Source organism: Exiguobacterium sp. CH10 (assembly GCF_018617635.1).
Taxonomy (GTDB): Bacteria; Bacillota; Bacilli; order Exiguobacteriales; family Exiguobacteriaceae; genus Exiguobacterium; species Exiguobacterium aestuarii_A.
On sequence record NZ_JACSKO010000002.1, the window covers coordinates 567,985 to 586,125 of the forward strand.

Annotated in this window: 21 protein-coding genes; 20 read left to right on the forward strand and 1 reads right to left on the reverse strand. The window is 48.1% G+C overall.

Features of this window, described 5'->3' with window-relative positions; all coding sequences use genetic code 11:
- The first annotated feature begins 11 nt into the window (after window positions 1-11).
- The 16 genes from KNP04_RS09700 (at window position 12) to KNP04_RS09775 (ending at window position 13,076) form a co-directional block, all read left to right on the forward strand.
- Window positions 12-713 carry a demethylmenaquinone methyltransferase gene (locus tag KNP04_RS09700; RefSeq protein WP_214691866.1) on the forward strand — a complete coding sequence of 234 codons (702 nt, stop codon included), beginning with the start codon at window positions 12-14 and terminating at the stop codon, window positions 711-713.
- Window positions 714-743: 30 nt separating this feature from the next.
- Complete coding sequence (locus tag KNP04_RS09705) at window positions 744-1,679, forward strand: polyprenyl synthetase family protein (RefSeq protein WP_251129896.1); 936 nt, start codon at window positions 744-746, stop codon at window positions 1,677-1,679.
- A gap of 91 nt (window positions 1,680-1,770) precedes the next feature.
- Window positions 1,771-2,190 carry a nucleoside-diphosphate kinase gene (ndk, locus tag KNP04_RS09710; protein ID WP_214691868.1) on the forward strand — a complete coding sequence of 140 codons (420 nt, stop codon included), beginning with the start codon at window positions 1,771-1,773 and terminating at the stop codon, window positions 2,188-2,190.
- Between the two features lie 102 nt (window positions 2,191-2,292).
- Window positions 2,293-3,072: a CheR family methyltransferase gene (locus tag KNP04_RS09715; protein ID WP_214691869.1), complete on the forward strand. Its 780-nt coding sequence runs from the start codon at window positions 2,293-2,295 to the stop codon at window positions 3,070-3,072.
- Between the two features lie 9 nt (window positions 3,073-3,081).
- Window positions 3,082-4,245 (forward strand): chorismate synthase, encoded by a 1,164-nt coding sequence (gene aroC / locus KNP04_RS09720; RefSeq protein WP_214875560.1) that lies wholly within the window; start codon window positions 3,082-3,084, stop codon window positions 4,243-4,245.
- Window positions 4,239-5,291, forward strand: a complete 1,053-nt coding sequence (locus KNP04_RS09725) for a 3-dehydroquinate synthase (protein ID WP_214875562.1) — start codon at window positions 4,239-4,241, stop codon at window positions 5,289-5,291. Before aroC ends, KNP04_RS09725 begins: the two co-directional genes overlap by 7 nt.
- On the forward strand, window positions 5,291-6,541 hold the full coding sequence (gene aroA / locus KNP04_RS09730; RefSeq protein ID WP_214875564.1) for a 3-phosphoshikimate 1-carboxyvinyltransferase: 1,251 nt from the start codon (window positions 5,291-5,293) through the stop codon (window positions 6,539-6,541). Before KNP04_RS09725 ends, aroA begins: the two co-directional genes overlap by 1 nt.
- Window positions 6,542-6,570: 29 nt before the next feature.
- Window positions 6,571-7,845, forward strand: a complete 1,275-nt coding sequence (locus KNP04_RS09735; RefSeq protein WP_214875566.1) for a tetratricopeptide repeat protein — start codon at window positions 6,571-6,573, stop codon at window positions 7,843-7,845.
- Between the two features lie 23 nt (window positions 7,846-7,868).
- Window positions 7,869-8,402, forward strand: a complete 534-nt coding sequence (locus KNP04_RS09740) for a ReoY family proteolytic degradation factor (RefSeq protein WP_214691878.1) — start codon at window positions 7,869-7,871, stop codon at window positions 8,400-8,402.
- 160 nt (window positions 8,403-8,562) lie between these two features.
- Window positions 8,563-9,003, forward strand: coding sequence for a DUF2487 family protein (locus KNP04_RS09745; protein ID WP_214875568.1), 441 nt, complete (start codon window positions 8,563-8,565; stop codon window positions 9,001-9,003).
- A gap of 110 nt (window positions 9,004-9,113) precedes the next feature.
- Window positions 9,114-9,617 carry a QcrA and Rieske domain-containing protein gene (locus KNP04_RS09750; RefSeq protein ID WP_214691882.1) on the forward strand — a complete coding sequence of 168 codons (504 nt, stop codon included), beginning with the start codon at window positions 9,114-9,116 and terminating at the stop codon, window positions 9,615-9,617.
- 15 nt (window positions 9,618-9,632) lie between these two features.
- A complete protein-coding gene (gene qcrB / locus KNP04_RS09755; RefSeq protein ID WP_015881478.1) occupies window positions 9,633-10,304 on the forward strand; it encodes a menaquinol-cytochrome c reductase cytochrome b subunit in 672 nt (223 codons plus the stop codon).
- A gap of 33 nt (window positions 10,305-10,337) precedes the next feature.
- Window positions 10,338-11,132 carry a menaquinol-cytochrome c reductase cytochrome b/c subunit gene (locus KNP04_RS09760; RefSeq protein ID WP_074034621.1) on the forward strand — a complete coding sequence of 265 codons (795 nt, stop codon included), beginning with the start codon at window positions 10,338-10,340 and terminating at the stop codon, window positions 11,130-11,132.
- Window positions 11,133-11,250: 118 nt separating this feature from the next.
- Window positions 11,251-11,838: a DUF1405 domain-containing protein gene (locus KNP04_RS09765; protein ID WP_251129897.1), complete on the forward strand. Its 588-nt coding sequence runs from the start codon at window positions 11,251-11,253 to the stop codon at window positions 11,836-11,838.
- Between the two features lie 38 nt (window positions 11,839-11,876).
- A complete protein-coding gene (locus KNP04_RS09770; protein ID WP_214745364.1) occupies window positions 11,877-12,560 on the forward strand; it encodes a zinc metallopeptidase in 684 nt (227 codons plus the stop codon).
- Window positions 12,561-12,620: 60 nt separating this feature from the next.
- Window positions 12,621-13,076, forward strand: coding sequence for a GreA/GreB family elongation factor (locus tag KNP04_RS09775; RefSeq protein WP_214875577.1), 456 nt, complete (start codon window positions 12,621-12,623; stop codon window positions 13,074-13,076).
- A 41-nt stretch (window positions 13,077-13,117) separates the two neighbouring features.
- Here KNP04_RS09775 and KNP04_RS09780 read toward each other — a convergent pair whose 3' ends face one another.
- Entirely contained in the window at window positions 13,118-13,993 is an 876-nt protein-coding gene (locus KNP04_RS09780) for a YitT family protein (RefSeq protein ID WP_214875579.1), read from the reverse strand.
- A gap of 112 nt (window positions 13,994-14,105) precedes the next feature.
- Between KNP04_RS09780 and bshB1 the strand changes: the two genes are divergently transcribed.
- From bshB1 to KNP04_RS09800, 4 genes are read left to right on the forward strand one after another with little or no spacing between them, the layout of a single operon-like run.
- Window positions 14,106-14,789: a bacillithiol biosynthesis deacetylase BshB1 gene (bshB1, locus tag KNP04_RS09785; RefSeq protein WP_214875581.1), complete on the forward strand. Its 684-nt coding sequence runs from the start codon at window positions 14,106-14,108 to the stop codon at window positions 14,787-14,789.
- The gene (gene bshA / locus KNP04_RS09790; RefSeq protein WP_214875583.1) at window positions 14,786-15,907 is read left to right on the forward strand and encodes an N-acetyl-alpha-D-glucosaminyl L-malate synthase BshA; all 1,122 of its coding nucleotides are present in this window, start codon (window positions 14,786-14,788) and stop codon (window positions 15,905-15,907) included. The genes bshB1 and bshA overlap by 4 nt, the downstream gene beginning before the upstream one ends.
- Entirely contained in the window at window positions 15,904-17,043 is a 1,140-nt protein-coding gene (locus KNP04_RS09795; RefSeq protein ID WP_214875585.1) for a CCA tRNA nucleotidyltransferase, read from the forward strand. The genes bshA and KNP04_RS09795 overlap by 4 nt, the downstream gene beginning before the upstream one ends.
- Window positions 17,016-17,978 (forward strand): biotin--[acetyl-CoA-carboxylase] ligase, encoded by a 963-nt coding sequence (locus tag KNP04_RS09800; protein WP_214875587.1) that lies wholly within the window; start codon window positions 17,016-17,018, stop codon window positions 17,976-17,978. The genes KNP04_RS09795 and KNP04_RS09800 overlap by 28 nt, the downstream gene beginning before the upstream one ends.
- Window positions 17,979-18,141 lie beyond the last annotated feature (163 nt).

Sequence of the window (18,141 nt, forward strand, 5' to 3'; positions counted from 1 at the left end):
GATGTTACGCGTTGCAACCGATAGAAAAAGAGCAAAAAGTATACGAAGTATTTCAGTCCATTTCTCCGAGCTACGATACGATGAACTCGATTATCAGCTTCCGACTTCACAAATGGTGGCGTCGGACAACGATGAAGAAAATGAACGTCTTTCCGGGGGCTAAATGTCTAGACGTTTGTTGTGGCACAGCCGACTGGACGATTCAATTGGCTGAAGCTGCAGGGAATACGGGGGTCGTCAAAGGTCTCGACTTTTCAGAGAATATGTTGAAAGTGGGAGAGGAAAAAGTAAAATCAATGCCGACGATTGAATTACTACACGGAAATGCAATGGCGCTACCGTTTGGGGATCATTCGTTCGATTACGTCACAATCGGGTTTGGACTTCGGAACGTTCCGGATTACATGACGGTTTTGCGTGAAATGCATCGCGTCTTAAAACCGGGCGGAACGGTCGTCTGTCTTGAAACGAGTCAACCGACGGCACCCGTCTTTAAAGAATTGTATCGATTTTACTTTGGAACCGTCATGCCTTTGTTCGGCAAAGTGTTTGCCGGGTCATACGACCAATACAAATGGTTACAAGAATCGACCGATCAGTTTCCTGACCGTCTGACGCTCAAACGTATGTTTGAAGATGCCGGGTTCGAACAAGTCGAAGTGAAGACATTCTCCGGAGGTGCATGTGCCATGCATCTAGGAAAGAAGTGGTGAAACATGTCTTTGAAGCGACTTTACCGTCACATGAACCGAGAGATTGATCAAATCGATCAATTTTTATCAACTCGAGTCAGGACGGACCACCCTGTTATTGAATCGGCATCTCGCCAACTACTCGATGCTGGTGGTAAACGCATCCGACCAGCTTTCGTTTTATTGAGCGCGGGATTCGGTGAGACGAAAGATATCCGTTTGACGAAAGTTGCCTCAAGTCTTGAGTTGATTCATATGGCATCGCTCGTTCATGACGATGTCATCGATGATGCGATGCTGCGTAGGGGGAAACCGACCGTCATGGAGCGTTATGATGAGACCGTTGCGATGTATACCGGAAATACGCTATTCGGAGAGGCGATTCGTCTCGTATCCGAAATCGATTCTCCGGAAGTGATGCGAATCATGGCGGACACGATGGAACGGATTTGTGTCGGCGAAATCAATCAAATCCAAGATCAATATGACTGGGGTCAATCACCTAAACGATACTTAGATCGGATTGCACGAAAGACAGCCCTTTTGATTGAAACGAGTTGTGCGGCAGGCGCTGTTATTTCAGGAGCGTCACCTCAAGTCGTCAAACAACTAAGCTTATTCGGTTATGATATCGGGATGGCATTCCAAATGACCGATGATTTGCTCGATTTCACGGCAAAGAGTTTCCAACTCGGGAAACCCGTTGGAGAAGATTTGAAGCATGGTCATAAGACGTTGCCGTTGCTCTATTCATCAGAAGACCCGATTTTTTATGAGCGTCTCCGCCAGGTGAATGCATCGACAGACATGGAGATGACGAAATCACTCGTTCGTGAAGTGCAACGAAATGGGACATTAGAACGAAGCCAGCGCACGATTGACCGATACGTTGAACGCGCCATTCGAAGACTCGATGAGTTGCCGGATGTGCCTGACAAGCGATCTTTGATTGAAATCGCCCAATATATCGGGAAACGTAAATGGTAAATGCCCATGTAACCCCTTTCAAAAATGTTCAGGAGCGTGTACACTAAATACGTACAACGTACACATTTATTGACTTAGGGGGATTTGGGGAATGGAAAAGACATTTTTAATGGTTAAACCGGATGGGGTAAAACGTGGATTGATTGGGGAAATCATCTCACGTTTTGAAAACAAAGGATATACATTGAACCGTCTCGAAATGGTGACACCGTCAGTTGAGGTCGCAGAGGCACACTACGCAGAGCATAAGGAAAAGCCGTTCTTTGGTGAATTGGTAGAGTTTTTGACTTCTGGTCCGGTCGTCGCGATGGAATGGGAAGGGGAAGACATCGTAGCCGTCTCTCGTCTCATGATCGGGAAGACAAAGCCGCTCGATGCACAACCTGGAACGATTCGTGGTGATTTTGCATCGACGATGTCACAAAACGTAATTCATGGTTCTGATAGTGTGGACAGCGCGGAACGCGAATTGGCACTTTGGTTCGCAGGAGTTGCCTCACACGTTTCATGACTTTTCGAAGGGACGGGGAAACCTGTCCTTTTTTGATGCCCTTCTAAAAGCCTGTGGTCAGAAGAAAGAGGAAATGAGAAAGAATTGAGGTTGAAATTGGTGATGAATGATTATGCCATCTTCGTAAAAAAGTTTTATAACAAGTCCGGAATTGACTTGAATTTATATAAAGAGGCGCAAATGAAGCGCCGGATGGTCGCCTTACGCGAAAAGAAGGGATATGCGTCGTTCATTGAGTATTTAAAGGCGATGGAGACGGATCGTCAGCTCTATGAGGAATTCCTTGACCGAATGACGATTAACGTGAGTGAATTTTATCGCAATCCGATACGTTGGCAGCAGCTTGAAGAAGATATCCTGCCTCACTTGATCCGTTCGAGTCAAGGGAAGCTCCGCGTGTGGAGCGCAGCGTGCTCGACAGGAGAAGAACCTTACTCGCTCGCCATGCTATTGTCTAAACATCTGGCACCTTCTCAATTTTCCATTATGGCCACTGATTTAGACGATATTGTCATCGAAAAGGCGAAACAAGGGAAGTATCACGAGCGGGCACTCATCGATTTGCCAGATGAGTTTAAAAATCGATACTTTACACGTCGTGGAGACGACTATTTCATTTCGGATGAAATCAAACAACTTGTGACGTTTAAAAAACACAATTTACTAGCGGACGTGTATGAACGGAACTTTGATTTGATTGTCTGTCGAAACGTTTTGATTTACTTTACGGAAGAAGCGAAAGAAAAAGTATATACGTCATTTCAACGTGCCCTTCGACCAGGAGGAATCTTGTTTGTCGGAGGAACCGAACAAATCTTCCAGCCGAAGCGTTATGGATATGCGATGAAACAAAGCTTCTTTTACGAAAAAATAGATGGATGAGGTGAACAGATGCGCTATTTGACAGCTGGTGAATCACACGGTCCGGGCCTGACGGTCATCATTGAAGGTGCCCCTGCCGGTCTCGCTATAAATTTAGATCAAATTAACCTAGAATTGAAAAAACGTCAGTCGGGATATGGGCGAGGACGTCGCATGCAAATCGAGTCAGACCAAGTAGATGTTCGATCTGGCATACGTCACGGTAAAACGACAGGCGCACCAATCACATTTTGGATTGAGAATAAAGACCATACACATTGGAAACATGTCATGCAAGCCGAGCCAATCGAAGATGATGTCGAAATCAAGCGACGAGTCTCACGACCGAGACCGGGTCATGCCGATTTAGTAGGTGGGATGAAGTATGACCATCGAGATTTACGTGACGTCTTGGAACGCTCGAGTGCGAGGGAGACGGCGGCACGTGTCGCCGTCGGTGCTTTTTGTAAGCAATTGCTTCAACAAGTCGGGGTGTCGCTCTTCAGTTACGTCAAAGTGATCGGTGGAGAACAGGCGGAAATGCGTACGTTTGAATCGCTTCAAGAAGCAAAAGAAGTGATTGACGCCTCACCCGTTCGGACGCTTGACGAAGCAGCGGCTGAGCGTATGATGCGTCGCATCGATGAAGCCAAGGCGAATGGAGACTCGATTGGCGGTATCGTCTGCACGGAAGTACATGGTGTTGTTCCTGGTCTTGGTTCATATGTGCAGTATGATCGGAAATTGGATGCGAAAATCGCGCAGGCGGTCTTGAGTGTGAACGCATTTAAGGGCGTGGAGTTCGGAGATGGATTTGAAATGGCATATCGCCCCGGTTCTGAAGTGATGGACCCGATTGCATATGGAGATGAAGGATATACACGACTCAGTAATCACCTCGGTGGCTTTGAAGGCGGGATGACAACAGGTATGCCGATTGTCTGTTCAGCCGTGATGAAACCAATTCCGACACTCTATAAACCTCTTCAATCAGTTGATATCGATACAAAAGAGGCATTCCTCGCACAAATCGAACGGAGCGATTCTTGCGCTGTCCCTGCAGCATCACTCGTCGTCGAGGCGGTCATCGCGTTTGAAATTGCGAAGGAAGTATGTGAGACGTTCGGTCATGATACGATGGAACGAATAAAACACCGAATCGATGAGTATCGAGAGGAGTTACGAGTATGGTGACTATTCCAATCGCGGCATCGACCCCGTATCAGGTTATCGTCGACGATCAAGATTGCTGGATGGAAACAAGTGATTGGTCACGTTATTCGATGCTCTGGATCGTCACGGATGAACGGGTCGACGCACTTTACGGGGAATCGTTCCTTACAAAGTTAAAGCAAGTCCACCCGCACGTCGTCTCGTCTGTCGTCACGGCGGGTGACGCATCGAAATCATTATCACAACTCGAACAGCTCGTCACTGAAGGATTGAGACACGGATGTGACCGTCATACTCTGATTGTCGCTTTCGGTGGCGGGATGATTGGCGATTTAGCTGGTTTTTTAGCGAGTGTCTATATGCGTGGTGTTCCTTACATACAAGTTCCGACGACGATTTTGGCACACGATTCGGCTGTCGGTGGTAAAGTCGCCGTCAATCATCCACTTGCGAAAAATGCGATCGGTTCATTCTATCAACCGATCGGTGTCTATTACAATGTTTCTCGTCTTCATACCTTGCCGATCCAAGAAGTGCGGAGCGGTCTCGGTGAACTGTTAAAACATGCGTATTTATCTCGTTACGTCCTCGAATCCTCTTTCGAGGACGACTTGTTTTCCGCTCTTTCTGAACATCAGGAATTGGATTGGGTCACATGGCTCGCACGCGGCATTGAAGTGAAACGAGCAGTTGTCGAGAAAGATGAGCAAGAGCATGGTATTCGCGCTTGGCTGAACTTCGGGCATACGTTCGGTCATGCGCTTGAGTCCGTCGAAGCGTACCGTATCCCTCACGGAGAAGCGGTGTTACATGGGATGGTGTTTGCCTTTTTACTATCGGGAGACGAGACACGGGCGAAACGATTGTTTGATTGGATTCGTCTGAACGATGTCACACCGATTGACTGGAAACCGTTCGAGCAATATGTCGAAAAAATGGTTCGGGATAAAAAGAATCGTCATGGCGAAATTCGGTTCGTCTTGCTCCGTGACACGATTGTCGTTGAATCTGTGCCGCTCGAGCACCTTGAACATACATTTGAACAGATGAAAGGATGGTGGGAATGATGAGTTTAAACGGTTCAATCCGTGTGCCGAGTGATAAGTCGATCACTCATCGTGCGCTTTTATTCGGCATGATGGCGACTGGGACGACGCGCGTCGTGCATCCACTTCTCGGTGCCGATTGTCGCTCTACGCTTGACATCATTCGATCACTCGGAGCAGAAGTGATTGAAAAACAAGACGAACTCCTCATCACAGGGGTCGAGTCACCGCATTCGGCACGATTAGACTGCGGGAACTCAGGGACGACGATGCGCTTGTTGATTGGACTCTTATCGGGGTATGATGGGTCATTTGAACTCGTGGGAGATGAGTCGTTGTCAAAACGTCCGATGCGACGTGTCAACGCACCACTCCGTGAAATGGGAGCGGACGTGAAAGGTGATCTGGCGCCGATCGTGATTGAAGGGAAAACGCTACAATCCATCGACTACACGTTACCGGTAGCGAGCGCCCAAGTGAAATCGGCTGTCCTCCTTGCCGGGTTACGTGCGGAAGGGACGACGATTGTTCGTGAGCCGATATTGTCTAGAGACCATACTGAGCGAATGTTGCCGCTCTTTGGGGCGCAGCTCACTGTTGATGCGGAAAAAGGGGAACGAATCATTCGTGTCGAACCTTCTCGACTAAGCGGCGCGACGGTCGATGTACCGGCAGACCCTTCGTCGGCTGCCTTCTTCTGGGCAGGGGCGGCCATCGTGCCGAATAGCTCCGTCACGACGACGGACGTCTGTTTGAATGAGACGCGAATCGGATTTTTGCGGACGCTCGAACGGATGGGGGCAAATATCGTCATCTCCAATGAACGAACCATCGGGGAGGAATTGGTCGGTGACGTCACGGTGGCGACAAGTGAACTGTCTGGCACGGTCGTAGAAGGGGATATGATTCCGTCACAAATCGATGAGTTGCCGTTATTCGCACTCGTCGCTTCACAGGCAAATTCTCCGTCAATCGTGAACGACGCAGCGGAACTGAGAGTGAAGGAGACGGATCGGATTGACGTGGTCGTTTCAGAGTTACGAAAATTAGGGGTGGACATCGTCGGAAAAGAGGACGGGTTTATTGTAAAACCGAGTCGTCTTCACGGCGGACACGTCTCGGCACATGGTGACCATCGTCTGTCGATGATGTTACAAGTCGCTACACTCGTCACGGATGAAACGATCCAAATTGAAGACATTGATGCGTCCGATGTCAGCTATCCCGGATTCCGTCAAGATTTACAACAGATTCAACGTGAGATAGAATAACGACAAACCGAAGGCCAGGAGGACGAAACATGCTAGATGAAGCAGCATTAACACATATTATCGAGATGCTTGAATCAGGAGAGACTGAACATGCTCTTGCGCATATAGAAGAACTTGAGAAAGACGGGTCGGATGATGATCGCTTAGCGATTGCTGATTTGTATTTAGAACTTGGTCTTGCCGATCGAGCGACAGAAGTCCTTTCAAAATTGTACGTGGATTACGAAGGTGACCCAAACGTCGCCCTTTCACTTGCAGAGGCATATTTAGACAGTGACCGTGAAGAAGAAGCGATTGCGGTATTAGAAAAGGTCAAGTCAGATGACGCAGAGACGCAAGTAAGAAGTCTCGTCTTGTTAGCTGATTTGTATCAATCTCAGGGGCTCGATGAGGTAGCCGTGAAAAAATTGATGGAAGCTCTTGAAAAGAATCCAGACGAACCATTACTCATCTATGGATTGGCGGAATTGTACGCCTCGACTGGGTCGTTCGAGCAGGCCATCCCCCTCTATGCACGTTTGCCTAAAATGAACTTGCCGTCCGAAATCGATTACCAAGCTGACTATGCGGAAGCACTCACAATGGTTGGGTCGTTCGAAGAAGCGCTCGATGAGTATGAAAAAGCAACACATCGTAATTTAAATACCGTATTCGGACATGCGATGACAGCACATCGAATCGGTCGAGAGGAAGTTGCCATCAAGCAGTTTAAAGAGCTCCAGGCGATGGACCCGGACTTTACCTCGCTCTATCTTCCTTACACCGAAGCATTGGACGCGAATGGGCAGACGGAAGAAGCGCTTGAAATCGTCGATCAAGGAATCACACGCGACGACTATAATGACGAACTTCGTCACGTGAAAGCGAAATTGCTCCTCAAACTTGGCAATCGCGATGGAGCCGTTAAAGAGCTTCGAGAAGCACTCGTGTTGAATCCGGAATCGCTACAAGCGACAGAATTGATCTTATCGATTTTATTCGAAGCAGGAGAAATCGATGACGTCCTCGAAACAATAGATGCACTCGAAGATCATACGACATCCCCGCTGATGACTTGGTACAAGGCGAAGGCAAAATATGAGCTCGAGGAATATGACGAAGCTGTTAGTTTGTATGCCTCGATTGAGCCGATGATGAAAGAGGACGTGTCATTTGTTACAGAATGGGCTACACTGTTGATAGAGGAAGGTCGTAGACAAGACGCGAGACGTGTGGTCGAGCAATCGCTTGCATTGGTGGTCGACCTTGAAGATCGCCAAATGCTCGAAGACCAGCTCGAACAATTGTCTGATGACGTAGAATGATAAAGGGAAGGGAATGAGGTCAGATGGTCGAGCGGAAACGGAATTTTTTGAAGCGATTTGTCGCTCATCATACACTTCGGAAACGTGAAGCGAAATGGATTCTTGACTACTGGTTGAGACATCCGGATAAGCTTGGCAACGTTCATTTCGTAACAAACGCCTCGGTCTCGCCACGAAGTCTTGTGATGACGGCGTACGGATTTGACGGTGAACCGTTTCGATATCGACGGGGAGACCTTGTGACCATGAATCCTGAAAAGGCTTATCATGACATCCGTTTGCACGATGGGCCAATTTATGTGGAATTGAATTTTCAAGGCATGATGATTGATGAGAATTGGATTGACATCGTGGAGCAAAATCCGTTTGAACCGGTGGCGGAAGTGAAAGATGAAGTATCTTCTTCTGCTCAGACGGTCATTCAAGCTTCCGTTGCCCAATTTGAAGAAGAGCGATTATTGATTGAAATCGATAAAGCGCTCGATCGTCGGGATGAGAACTTATTCCGCAATTTGACGAGTCAACTTCACCAAGTACGGGAATCTAAATTATTTTGAAAAAAACAAGCGCTTCCGTTCCGGTTGACGCTTGTTTTTTGGTATATTAATAACGTAGGAATACACAATTATTTCACAGTTCGTTCATAAGTTTGAAACGTGAACGAAGTCATGTACGATACAATAGACATGATGAGATAAGTTGGAGAGGAGGGAAAAGATGAGGTTCGATAGTCAAGGGGCACTGCGCTCGATTGCCGAACGACAATACGTCGATACGCTCATCGTTCCGCTCGCAGAATTGGCGTTTGGTGAGGATATGGTTCGTAAAGCCGAAAGCTATGAAGTCATTCATGCCGTCACGGTTGAGACAGAACGTCAATTATCTGGTCGGACGATGCTCAGCCCAACGATCAGTTACACCGATGTGGAAGCTGGTGTGGAACTGGCGAAAGATGTGGTGGCAAAAGCGGAATCATCCGGTTTTTCTCACGTTTTATTTATTGCGTCAGACGTCCGTTACAAGCCATATGATTTGCCGATTTTGTTCGTACCACCGCTTGCGCTAGGAGCGATGTCGAGCGATCAGGCGCACACGATGGTTCAAAATTTTGCGACACAAGTTATCACGGAACTTTCGAGCCGTTGGATGGCGACATGAAGCGGTTGACGTAGAGGTTTTATTGATATACTATTTTGTTGAGTGAGAAATTTTTGTGAAGAATGCATAAAGAATTATGGGGTTATGCACACGAATGAGGGGGGAACGAAATGGCTCAAAATGGGTCAAAAGTCACGCGCCGTCAGTTCTTAACGTACACACTGACTGGAGTAGGTGGCTTTATGGCGGCAACATTGATCAGTCCGATGGTCAACTTTGCGATTGATCCGGTTTTGAAAAAATCTGGAGCAGGCGACAAAGTAAAAGTAATGAGTCTTGATGACATCACGACTGAGCCGCAACGTGTCGACTTTAAGAAACAAACACAAGATGCTTGGTACGAATTTGAAGAAACGCTCTCAGCATGGGTATACAAAACAGAAAGTGGCGAAATCATCGCACTCTCTCCGATTTGTACACACCTCGGCTGTCAGGTAGCTTTTGCGGGTGATCCGACTCGTCCACAAGAATTCTTCTGTCCGTGTCACTTAGGACGTTACGAAAAAGATGGAACGAACATCCCGGGTACACCACCAACAGCACCACTTGCACGTTATGAAAAAGAAGAAAAAGATGGCTTCCTATACCTAGGTAGCCCAATTTCACAGAAGTGAGAGGGGGACTAGTCGATGTTACAAAAAATTTATGATTGGGTCGATGAGCGCGTAGACATCACACCACTTTGGCGCGATATCGCAGACCACGAAGTACCAGAACACGTCAACCCTGCCCATCACTTCTCTGCATTTGTCTATTGTTTTGGTGGTTTGACGTTCTTTACAATCGTCATCCAAATCCTTTCAGGGATGTTCTTGACGATGTACTATGTACCAGATATCATCAACGCGCACGCGTCGGTATACTATTTACAAAATGAAATTGCACACGGACAAATCGTTCGTGGGATGCACCACTGGGGCGCATCCGTTGCCATCGTCATGTTATTCTTACATACGCTCCGCGTGTTCTTCACGGGATCGTATAAGAAGCCACGTGAGCTTAACTGGGTCGTCGGTGTTCTCTTGTTCTTCGTCGTCTTGGCGCTTGGACTCACAGGATACTTGCTTCCATGGGACATGAAAGCATTGTTCGCAACGAAAGTTACGCTTCAAATCGCTGAAAGTGTACCGGTCATCGGTGGTATTGCGAAGACACTTCTCGCCGGTGGTGAGATTGTCGGGGCGAGCACGCTCGCACGATTCTTCGCCATCCACGTCTTCTTCTTACCGGCGGCATTGTTCGGACTATTGGGAGCCCACTTCTTGATGATTCGTAAACAAGGGGTTTCTGGACCGCTATAAGCCGATTCGAGGAGAAAAAGGAGGAGAAACGATATGCATCGCGGTAAAGGGATGAAATTTGTAACCGACTCTCGAGTAGGAATCTCGAATCGGAAACAAAACATTGCAAAAGACTATTCAGAATACCCAGGACGCACAGAGGCGTTTTGGCCGAACTTCTTGCTTAAAGAGTGGATGGTAGGGTCGGTCTTCTTGATCGGCTTCATCGCTTTGACAATCGTCGAAGCACCACCGCTTCAAAATATCGCCGATCCAACGAACACGTCATACATTCCATTACCGGACTGGTATTTCTTGTTCTTGTATCAATTACTCAAATATCAATTCGCTGCAGGAGACTGGATCTTGCTTGGTACGGTCATCATTCCAGGTTTGGCGTTCACGGCACTTCTCATTGCGCCTTGGCTTGACCAAGGTCTCGAGCGTCGTCCGGCAAAACGTCCAGTCGCCATCAGTTTCATGTTGCTCGGTATTCTCTCGGTCTTCTACTTGACTTGGGAATCTGTTCAAACGACACACTGGGATCAAGTCCACGCTCAAGGTGAACTTCAAATTCCAGGTGAAGGTCCTGAAATTGATACGGCTGCACCAGGATATGAGATCTATTCGGCTCAATCTTGTGTGAACTGTCACGGTCAAAACCTTGAAGGTGGAGCAGCAGCTCCAGCACTCGTCGGAACACAGTATACAGCTGAAGAGATTGCGGATATCGCTGTAAACGGGATTGGGACGATGCCTGCTGGTCAGTGGGACGGCTCACCTGAAGATTTACAAGTACTATCTGAATTCATCGCTTCATATGGTGAAGGCGGCGAAAATAACGAGTAAGCCATAAAGTGTAGCCTGAGAAACCAGGCTACACTTTTTTACTTATGTATTCGTATTGCGATAAACTGAAGAAAAAAGGATTGAGAACATGAACCCGACGTTTTTAAACACTTTCTTAATGAACCGAATCGTACTGACGCTATTATTTGTCATCAACTTAGGCGGTACGATTTACGGCTATATTTGGTATGAACCTCAGCTGCGGGACACACCATACGTATATTGGCCGTTTGTCCCGGACAGCCCGACAGCATCCCTCTTCTTTACGATTGTTCTCGGATTATGGATAGCGAAAAAACGTTCCCCATTATTCGAGACGCTTGCATTCATTACCTTAATCAAATACGGCGTCTGGGCCGTCATCATGAATATCATGTTTTTAGGGACGTTACCGGTGGATGCACCGACCATCACCATTTTAATGGCGGTCATGTTGATGGTTTCTCATGGAGCGATGGCGCTTCAAGCACTCATCTACGCACCTTTTATGAAATGGACGATTACATCGTTTGTCTGTTCATTGATTTGGGTAATTCATAATGACGTAGTTGATTATGTGCTCGGTCAATGGCCGCGCTATCCGTCACTCGCGGAACATATTATGTGGATCGGCTACGGCTCGTTTTGGTTAACGGGATTATGTTTTTTTATGGGATATGCGTTCGTCCTGCGCCCTTCGCTTGAAAATAAGTTCATAAGAATGTAAAATCAAATTATCAAATACACGCAGAGGTGAAATAGAAAATGTCATTAGGTGGCTATATTTTCTATCTTGCACTGATTATGCTCATCCCCTTATGGGCCCAGATGCGAGTGAAAAGCACGTACAAACAGTTTTTAAAACAACCGCTTCAAAGCGGTGTCACAGGCGCACAAGTCGCTGATTTCATCATGAAACAGAACGGTGTCCACAACGTACGAATCGAGATGGTCGATGGACTCATGAGCGACCACTATGACCCGGTCAATAAGGTCGTCCGTCTCTCTCGTGAAGTGTATCAAGGATCGACGATTTCGTCGGCAGCCATCGCGGCCCACGAAATCGGTCACGTCATTCAAGATGCGACGGACTACAAGATGATGCGCGTTCGACATAGTCTCGTTCCAGTCGTAAACATCACGTCGAACTTGTCGTTCCCATTGTTACTCGGTGGTTTCTTGTTCGGTGCACTCGGATTGGCACAACTCGGTGTCATCATGATGCTCGGGGCGGTCGTCTTCCAATTGATCACGCTCCCGGTCGAGTTCGATGCGTCGAAACGAGCGATGGCTCAGTTGACGTCACACGGCATCGTGACGGCGACAGAAGAATCTGGCGCACGGAAAGTATTGAATGCCGCAGCATGGACGTATGTGGCTGCAACGCTCGTTGCGGTTGCCGAACTCATCCGTTTGGCGCTCATCGTCTTCATGCCTCGTGAGGAGTAGAAGGAAATCCCGTCGATTGGCGGGATTTTTTTATTTTTTTGATGAAAGGAAATGTTGTTGATGAAACCGCAACTGACAGAGTACGGTCATGAGCAATTGAAAAATAAACTAGCCGTGTTAAGACAGGCTCGGACGGATGCGCGTGAACGTATACGTACAGCGCGGAAATTTTGTGATTTTCGAGAAGATATCACCTATACTGAGGCGGTACGGGAATATGAGCGGGTAGAGGCGGATATTCAAGACCTTGAGCGCCTGCTTGCCGACGTGACAATCGTCGAATCCGAACAGTCGGAAGTCGTGATGTTCGGGAATCGGGTCGTGATTCGTGTAGGCGACGAGGAGACCGAGAGCTATCGAATCGTGAGTGAGGCAGAAGCAGACCTAGAACGAGGAAGTATTTCGATGACATCGCCACTCGGTCGTAGTTTGATGGGGACGACTGTCGGTCAAACGATTCAAATTGAAACGCCCGGAGGCACGATTCAAGTCGAGGTGCTCAACATCGAGCCATAAAAAATCGCCCGTTCATTACTATGAACGAGGCGATTTTTTGCTTATTTCAACGGCATTCGATTTTCATCGAACGTAAAGCCTTCTCCGCCCACTTCATAGACGTGATGGAACGTGACGAACGCATGAGGGTCGATCTGTTTGACGATCGTCTTCAAGCGATTCACTTCATTTCGCCCGACGACGACGTACAGCACTTCAAGTTCACGATTCGAATAGCCACCTTTGGCAAGTAGTCTTGTCGTGCCGCGGTTCATCGTCGCATGAATACCGTCTGCGATGGCAGTCCGGTGGTCACTGATGATCATCGCCGCCTTACCGGCATACGTTCCTTCTTGCATTGAGTCGATGACACGTGCCCCGATATAGACGGCAAGAAGCGTATACATCGCCTCGCGGATATCGAGATATGTCAAACTGAGAACGATGACAAAGAAGTCAAAGATGAGGAACGTCTTTCCGATTGACCAGCCGATATAGCGTTGTACGAGTCGCGCGATGATATCGACGCCACCAGTCGTTCCGCCATTGTTAAAGATGATTCCGAGTCCGACTCCGATAAAGAGACCGGCAAACAAACTTGCGAGCACCATGTCATCCGTCAGGTCGATGACGAGTGTAGAATATTTAGCGATGAGTGCATACCAAAGTGAAAATGAGAACGTCCCGATGAGTGTATAAACGAAAGTCGTTCGACCTAATAACTTATAACTCATGAAAAAGAGCGGGACGTTTAACGCCAAGTTCGTGATGGAAGGCGAGATATCAAAGAGACCACGAAGAATCAAGGTGATCCCGGTGAATCCACCCTCTGCCAAGTTGTTTTGGACGTTGAAGTGATAAACGCCGAATGCAAAAATAAAAGAACCTATTAAGATGAAAATAATATTTCGAACACGAATCGGTAATTGTACCGTCATCAGGTTCACCTCCCCTTAGATAGAGTACTCGAAAAACAGTTCGATTGACTACCCTGAACATATGACATTCAGAAACGAGTCGGCTATACTTTTCAAAGAAGAGGTGATGTAAATGAAAGTAGTAGCCATCGGGGCACATCCAGATGATATCGAGATCGGGATTGCAGGGATGACCGCCCAATGGACGAAAGAGAAGATTGAGGTCGTTTACGTCGATTTGACGAGAGCGGAACTTTCTTCAAATGGTGATGTAGAAACGAGACAACAAGAAGCCAGTGTGGCAGATGACGTGCTTGGTGTCCGCCGAATCAATCTCGGATTTAAAGATCGGGGAATTGACGGGGGAGAAGAACAGCTCAAGGCAATCGTCTCCTTGATTCGACGTGAGCGTCCAACGCACTTGTTGTATCCATATGAAGTCGATCGCCATCCCGACCATGCGGCATGCGCTTATCTCGTGACAGAGGCGTTGTTCAACGCGGGTATTCGAAAATATTTACCGGAGCTTCCGGCATATCGACCAGAAAGTGTGTATCAATATATGATCAATGCACATGTCGAGCCGGATGTATGCGTTGATATTAGTGACACGATTGAAGTGAAGACACGGGCACTCCAATGTTACGCAAGTCAGTTCACTCCAGTCGATGGGGTGAAAACACCGCTCACCGATGCATACGTGGAACGGGTCATTGCCCGTGAACGCCATTTCGGGAGCTTGATTGGCGTCGCTTATGCGGAAGGGTTGAAACGTGTGCGACCGTATGTCGTCAAACGGGCAGGTGAGCTCACATGACGTATCGAATCGGAATTCTTTGTTATCCATCTGTCGGTGGTTCGGGGATTTTAGCGACGGAACTCGGCATGAAGCTTGCGGACCGAGGACATGACGTTCATTTCATTACGAGCAGTATGCCGTTTCGTTTGAACGCCTATCATCCGAATATCACGTTCCACCAAGTCGAAATCAACCAATATTCGGTCTTTCGCTATCCGCCGTACGATATGACGCTCTCCGCGAAAATTGCGAGTGTCATCCAGTCATTCGGCCTTGATGTCATTCATGCACATTATGCCGTACCACATGCCGTGTGTGCCGCGCTCGGGCGTGAGATGGCCGGTGTGAAGACGCCGATTGTCTCGACGCTACACGGAACCGATATCACCGTTCTCGGTGAGGATGAGGAATTGAAACCGGCGATTTTATATGGGTTGCGCCAATCTAATGCGATTACGGCCGTCTCACACAGTTTGAAACGGGAGACAGAGGAGCGGATTGCTAGCAATTTGCCGATTCAAGTCATTCACAACTTTATTGATGAATCGGTGTACACCCCACAATTCGACCCAACCTTGCGGGAACGATACGGCTTAACGACAGACGACCGGGTCGTGATTCATATTTCAAACTTCCGTCCCGTCAAACGCGTCGATCTTGTCCTCGAGGCGTTCGACAAGATGGATGTCCCGAATAAAAAATTGTTACTCGTCGGAGACGGTCCGCTCATGGGTGCTATGCGCCGCCTCGTGACGGAGATGGGACTTGAAGATCAAGTCATCTTTGCCGGGAAACAAGAGCAAGTCGCTGCACTGCTCTCCATTAGTGATGTCCATGTCCTCTTATCAGATAAAGAGGCGTTCGGTCTTGTTGCACTCGAGGCGATGGCAACGGGAGTCCCGTCGGTCGTCAGTGACGCAGGAGGGCTACCCGAAGTGATCACGGACGGTGAGGACGGGTTCGTCGTTCCACGAGGCGATGCAACGAAAGCTGCTATGGCGATGCAACAGCTGTTGACAGACGCAACGTTACAGGAGCGTTTCAGACAAAACGGGTTGATGAAATCAAAACGATTCGCCTCACAAGACATCGTGACACAATATGAACGCTTGTATGAACAGGTGGTGACATCATGACAGAATGGGAGTATGCAAAACAGATCATCGAGACGATTGAACGACATGGCGGCGAGGCGTATATCGTTGGCGGAGCCGTTCGGGACTATGTCCTTGGAAATTTGCCCGACGATATCGATTTGGCCACGTCCCTCTTCCCGGAAGAAGTGATGGCGCTGTTCCCGAAATCGGTCCCGACCGGTATCGAACATGGAACGGTCACGGTCATCATCGACCATCATCCGTTCGAAGTGACGACATTCCGGTCTGAAGGATCTTATTCAGATTCAAGACGTCCGGACCATGTTGCACTCGGTGTATCGCTCGAAGAAGACATGTTACGTCGTGACTTCACGATGAACGCGATGGCGTTTCATGATGGACAAGTCGTCGATTTATTCGGAGGGCAACACGATTTAGATGAACGCATCATTCGCACAGTCGGGAGTCCTTTCGAGCGGTTTGGTGAAGATGCCCTACGCATCATGCGTGCGCTCCGTTTCATGTCTCAGCTCGACTTCACGTTACACGAAGAATTGCGTCACGCAGCGAGTTCGCTTAGTCACAAACTTGAACAAATCGCAATGGAACGCATTGCAATCGAGTTTGAGAAACTGTTGACGGGACCAGCCTATCGAAAGGCGTTAGCAGAGATGGTCGAGCTCGGCATCCATCGCTATCTACCGAACGTGACGACTGAACTGATGCAACGGGTGCAACAAGATGATCGCACTCCAGTGAATGCGGTCAGTGGATGGGCCATCTTCTTATATCACGCGAAAGATGAGGCATGGCTACTGCCATGGAAACGATCGAATGCAATCAAGCGGGAGGCTCGAGTGCTTGCGGAGCTCTGTGAGACCGGACTCGATGTGATGACGGTTTATACGACGGATGAGCGGACTCTCTCGACTTATTTTAAAATGAATGGTGAACCAGACCGCAGTCGTGAACTGAAGGAGTCACTCCCAATCCAGTCCCGCCAAGAACTGAAATTCAATGGACGGGATGCGCTTGAACTCGGTGCGACAGGCGAGGCGATCAAGCATCTATTGCTTGATCTCGAACGACGTGTCATTTCACAAGAGATTCCGAATCACGGGACCGTATTAAAAGAGGAGGCGAGACGATGGCTTCAACGCGCGGGCGTGTCTTGACGTTATTACAAAATGGGGAAGTGTGGAGCGGACAAGAATTGGCACGTCAATTGAATATTTCACGTACCGCTATTTGGAAACATATCGAAACCTTGAAGCAAGATGGGTACGCGATTCATACGATTCCCCGTAAAGGATATCAACTGATCGAACAGAGCGACCGTTTGGATGAACCAGCGTTTGTCTCATTCCGTAAAGGTCGATTCGGTCAGACGGTCCATGCGTATGAACAAGTCGATACGACACAACGAATCGCCCATGAATTGGCGCAACAGCATGTGTCGGAAGGGACGATTGTCATCAGTGAGGAACAGACTGCAGGACGGGGACAACTCGGTCGTCATTGGCATAATCCGAAACATGTCAATATTGCGGCGAGCATTATCCTAAGACCCGATTTGCCGATTCGAGACGCATCGAAACTGACGTTGATGGCAGCGAGTGCATTCGCACGGGCGCTCAACCATAGAAATCTTGATGTCATGATCAAGTGGCCGAATGATTTATTATTGAATGGGAAGAAAATCGGTGGCATTTTGACAGAGATGCAGACGGAAGGCGACCGGATCCAGGCCGTCATCCTAGGGTTTGGGATGAACGTCAATGGTGAGGAGATTCCAGACGAGTTAGCTCATCGGGCCACTTCTCTTTATCTAGAAACTGAAAAGCGATTCCGTCGAAGTGAACTGTTGGCTGAATTACTGGCTGAACTTGAAGTCGAATACGACCGATTCCTCGAAAGTGGTTTTGATCCGATTCGGGTCAATTGGATGCAACATGCCGCCTACTTGAATGAAAGAATCACGTTGAACGCTTCTCGTACTTCTCGTACAGGGGTCATGCGAGGGATATCCGAAGAGGGCGCATTGCTTCTTGAAGAAGAAGGGAAGGTTGAACCCGTCTACTCAGCTGAGATTGCAGTGTGGAATGATTGATGAAAGCGAGACCATCGACTATACTTAATGTGTCGGACGCTATCAGTTTTTGAAGTGTACCGCGCTTGCAGACTGTCACAATCAGTTGTCTGCCTTGATCATTTTGACAGGGACAGAAGGACACTACTCATGAAAACCATGAAATTGTTTTTCGTGCGCCTTC

What these genes read in the sequence shown, in the direction of transcription:
- KNP04_RS09780 (WP_214875579.1), bottom strand. Translation starts at nt 13,993, where the DNA reads ATGACGGTACAATTACCGATTCGTGTTCGAAATATTATTTTCATCTTA.
- KNP04_RS09800 (WP_214875587.1), top strand. Translation starts at nt 17,016, where the DNA reads ATGGCTTCAACGCGCGGGCGTGTCTTGACGTTATTACAAAATGGGGAA.
- KNP04_RS09770 (WP_214745364.1), top strand. Translation starts at nt 11,877, where the DNA reads ATGTCATTAGGTGGCTATATTTTCTATCTTGCACTGATTATGCTCATC.
- ndk (WP_214691868.1), top strand. Translation starts at nt 1,771, where the DNA reads ATGGAAAAGACATTTTTAATGGTTAAACCGGATGGGGTAAAACGTGGA.
- aroC (WP_214875560.1), top strand. Translation starts at nt 3,082, where the DNA reads ATGCGCTATTTGACAGCTGGTGAATCACACGGTCCGGGCCTGACGGTC.
- KNP04_RS09705 (WP_251129896.1), top strand. Translation starts at nt 744, where the DNA reads ATGAACCGAGAGATTGATCAAATCGATCAATTTTTATCAACTCGAGTC.
- bshB1 (WP_214875581.1), top strand. Translation starts at nt 14,106, where the DNA reads ATGAAAGTAGTAGCCATCGGGGCACATCCAGATGATATCGAGATCGGG.
- KNP04_RS09750 (WP_214691882.1), top strand. Translation starts at nt 9,114, where the DNA reads ATGGCTCAAAATGGGTCAAAAGTCACGCGCCGTCAGTTCTTAACGTAC.
- aroA (WP_214875564.1), top strand. Translation starts at nt 5,291, where the DNA reads ATGAGTTTAAACGGTTCAATCCGTGTGCCGAGTGATAAGTCGATCACT.
- KNP04_RS09765 (WP_251129897.1), top strand. Translation starts at nt 11,251, where the DNA reads ATGAACCGAATCGTACTGACGCTATTATTTGTCATCAACTTAGGCGGT.
- KNP04_RS09745 (WP_214875568.1), top strand. Translation starts at nt 8,563, where the DNA reads ATGAGGTTCGATAGTCAAGGGGCACTGCGCTCGATTGCCGAACGACAA.
- bshA (WP_214875583.1), top strand. Translation starts at nt 14,786, where the DNA reads ATGACGTATCGAATCGGAATTCTTTGTTATCCATCTGTCGGTGGTTCG.
- KNP04_RS09715 (WP_214691869.1), top strand. Translation starts at nt 2,293, where the DNA reads ATGAATGATTATGCCATCTTCGTAAAAAAGTTTTATAACAAGTCCGGA.
- KNP04_RS09795 (WP_214875585.1), top strand. Translation starts at nt 15,904, where the DNA reads ATGACAGAATGGGAGTATGCAAAACAGATCATCGAGACGATTGAACGA.
- KNP04_RS09775 (WP_214875577.1), top strand. Translation starts at nt 12,621, where the DNA reads ATGAAACCGCAACTGACAGAGTACGGTCATGAGCAATTGAAAAATAAA.
- KNP04_RS09725 (WP_214875562.1), top strand. Translation starts at nt 4,239, where the DNA reads ATGGTGACTATTCCAATCGCGGCATCGACCCCGTATCAGGTTATCGTC.
- KNP04_RS09760 (WP_074034621.1), top strand. Translation starts at nt 10,338, where the DNA reads ATGCATCGCGGTAAAGGGATGAAATTTGTAACCGACTCTCGAGTAGGA.
- KNP04_RS09740 (WP_214691878.1), top strand. Translation starts at nt 7,869, where the DNA reads ATGGTCGAGCGGAAACGGAATTTTTTGAAGCGATTTGTCGCTCATCAT.
- KNP04_RS09735 (WP_214875566.1), top strand. Translation starts at nt 6,571, where the DNA reads ATGCTAGATGAAGCAGCATTAACACATATTATCGAGATGCTTGAATCA.
- qcrB (WP_015881478.1), top strand. Translation starts at nt 9,633, where the DNA reads ATGTTACAAAAAATTTATGATTGGGTCGATGAGCGCGTAGACATCACA.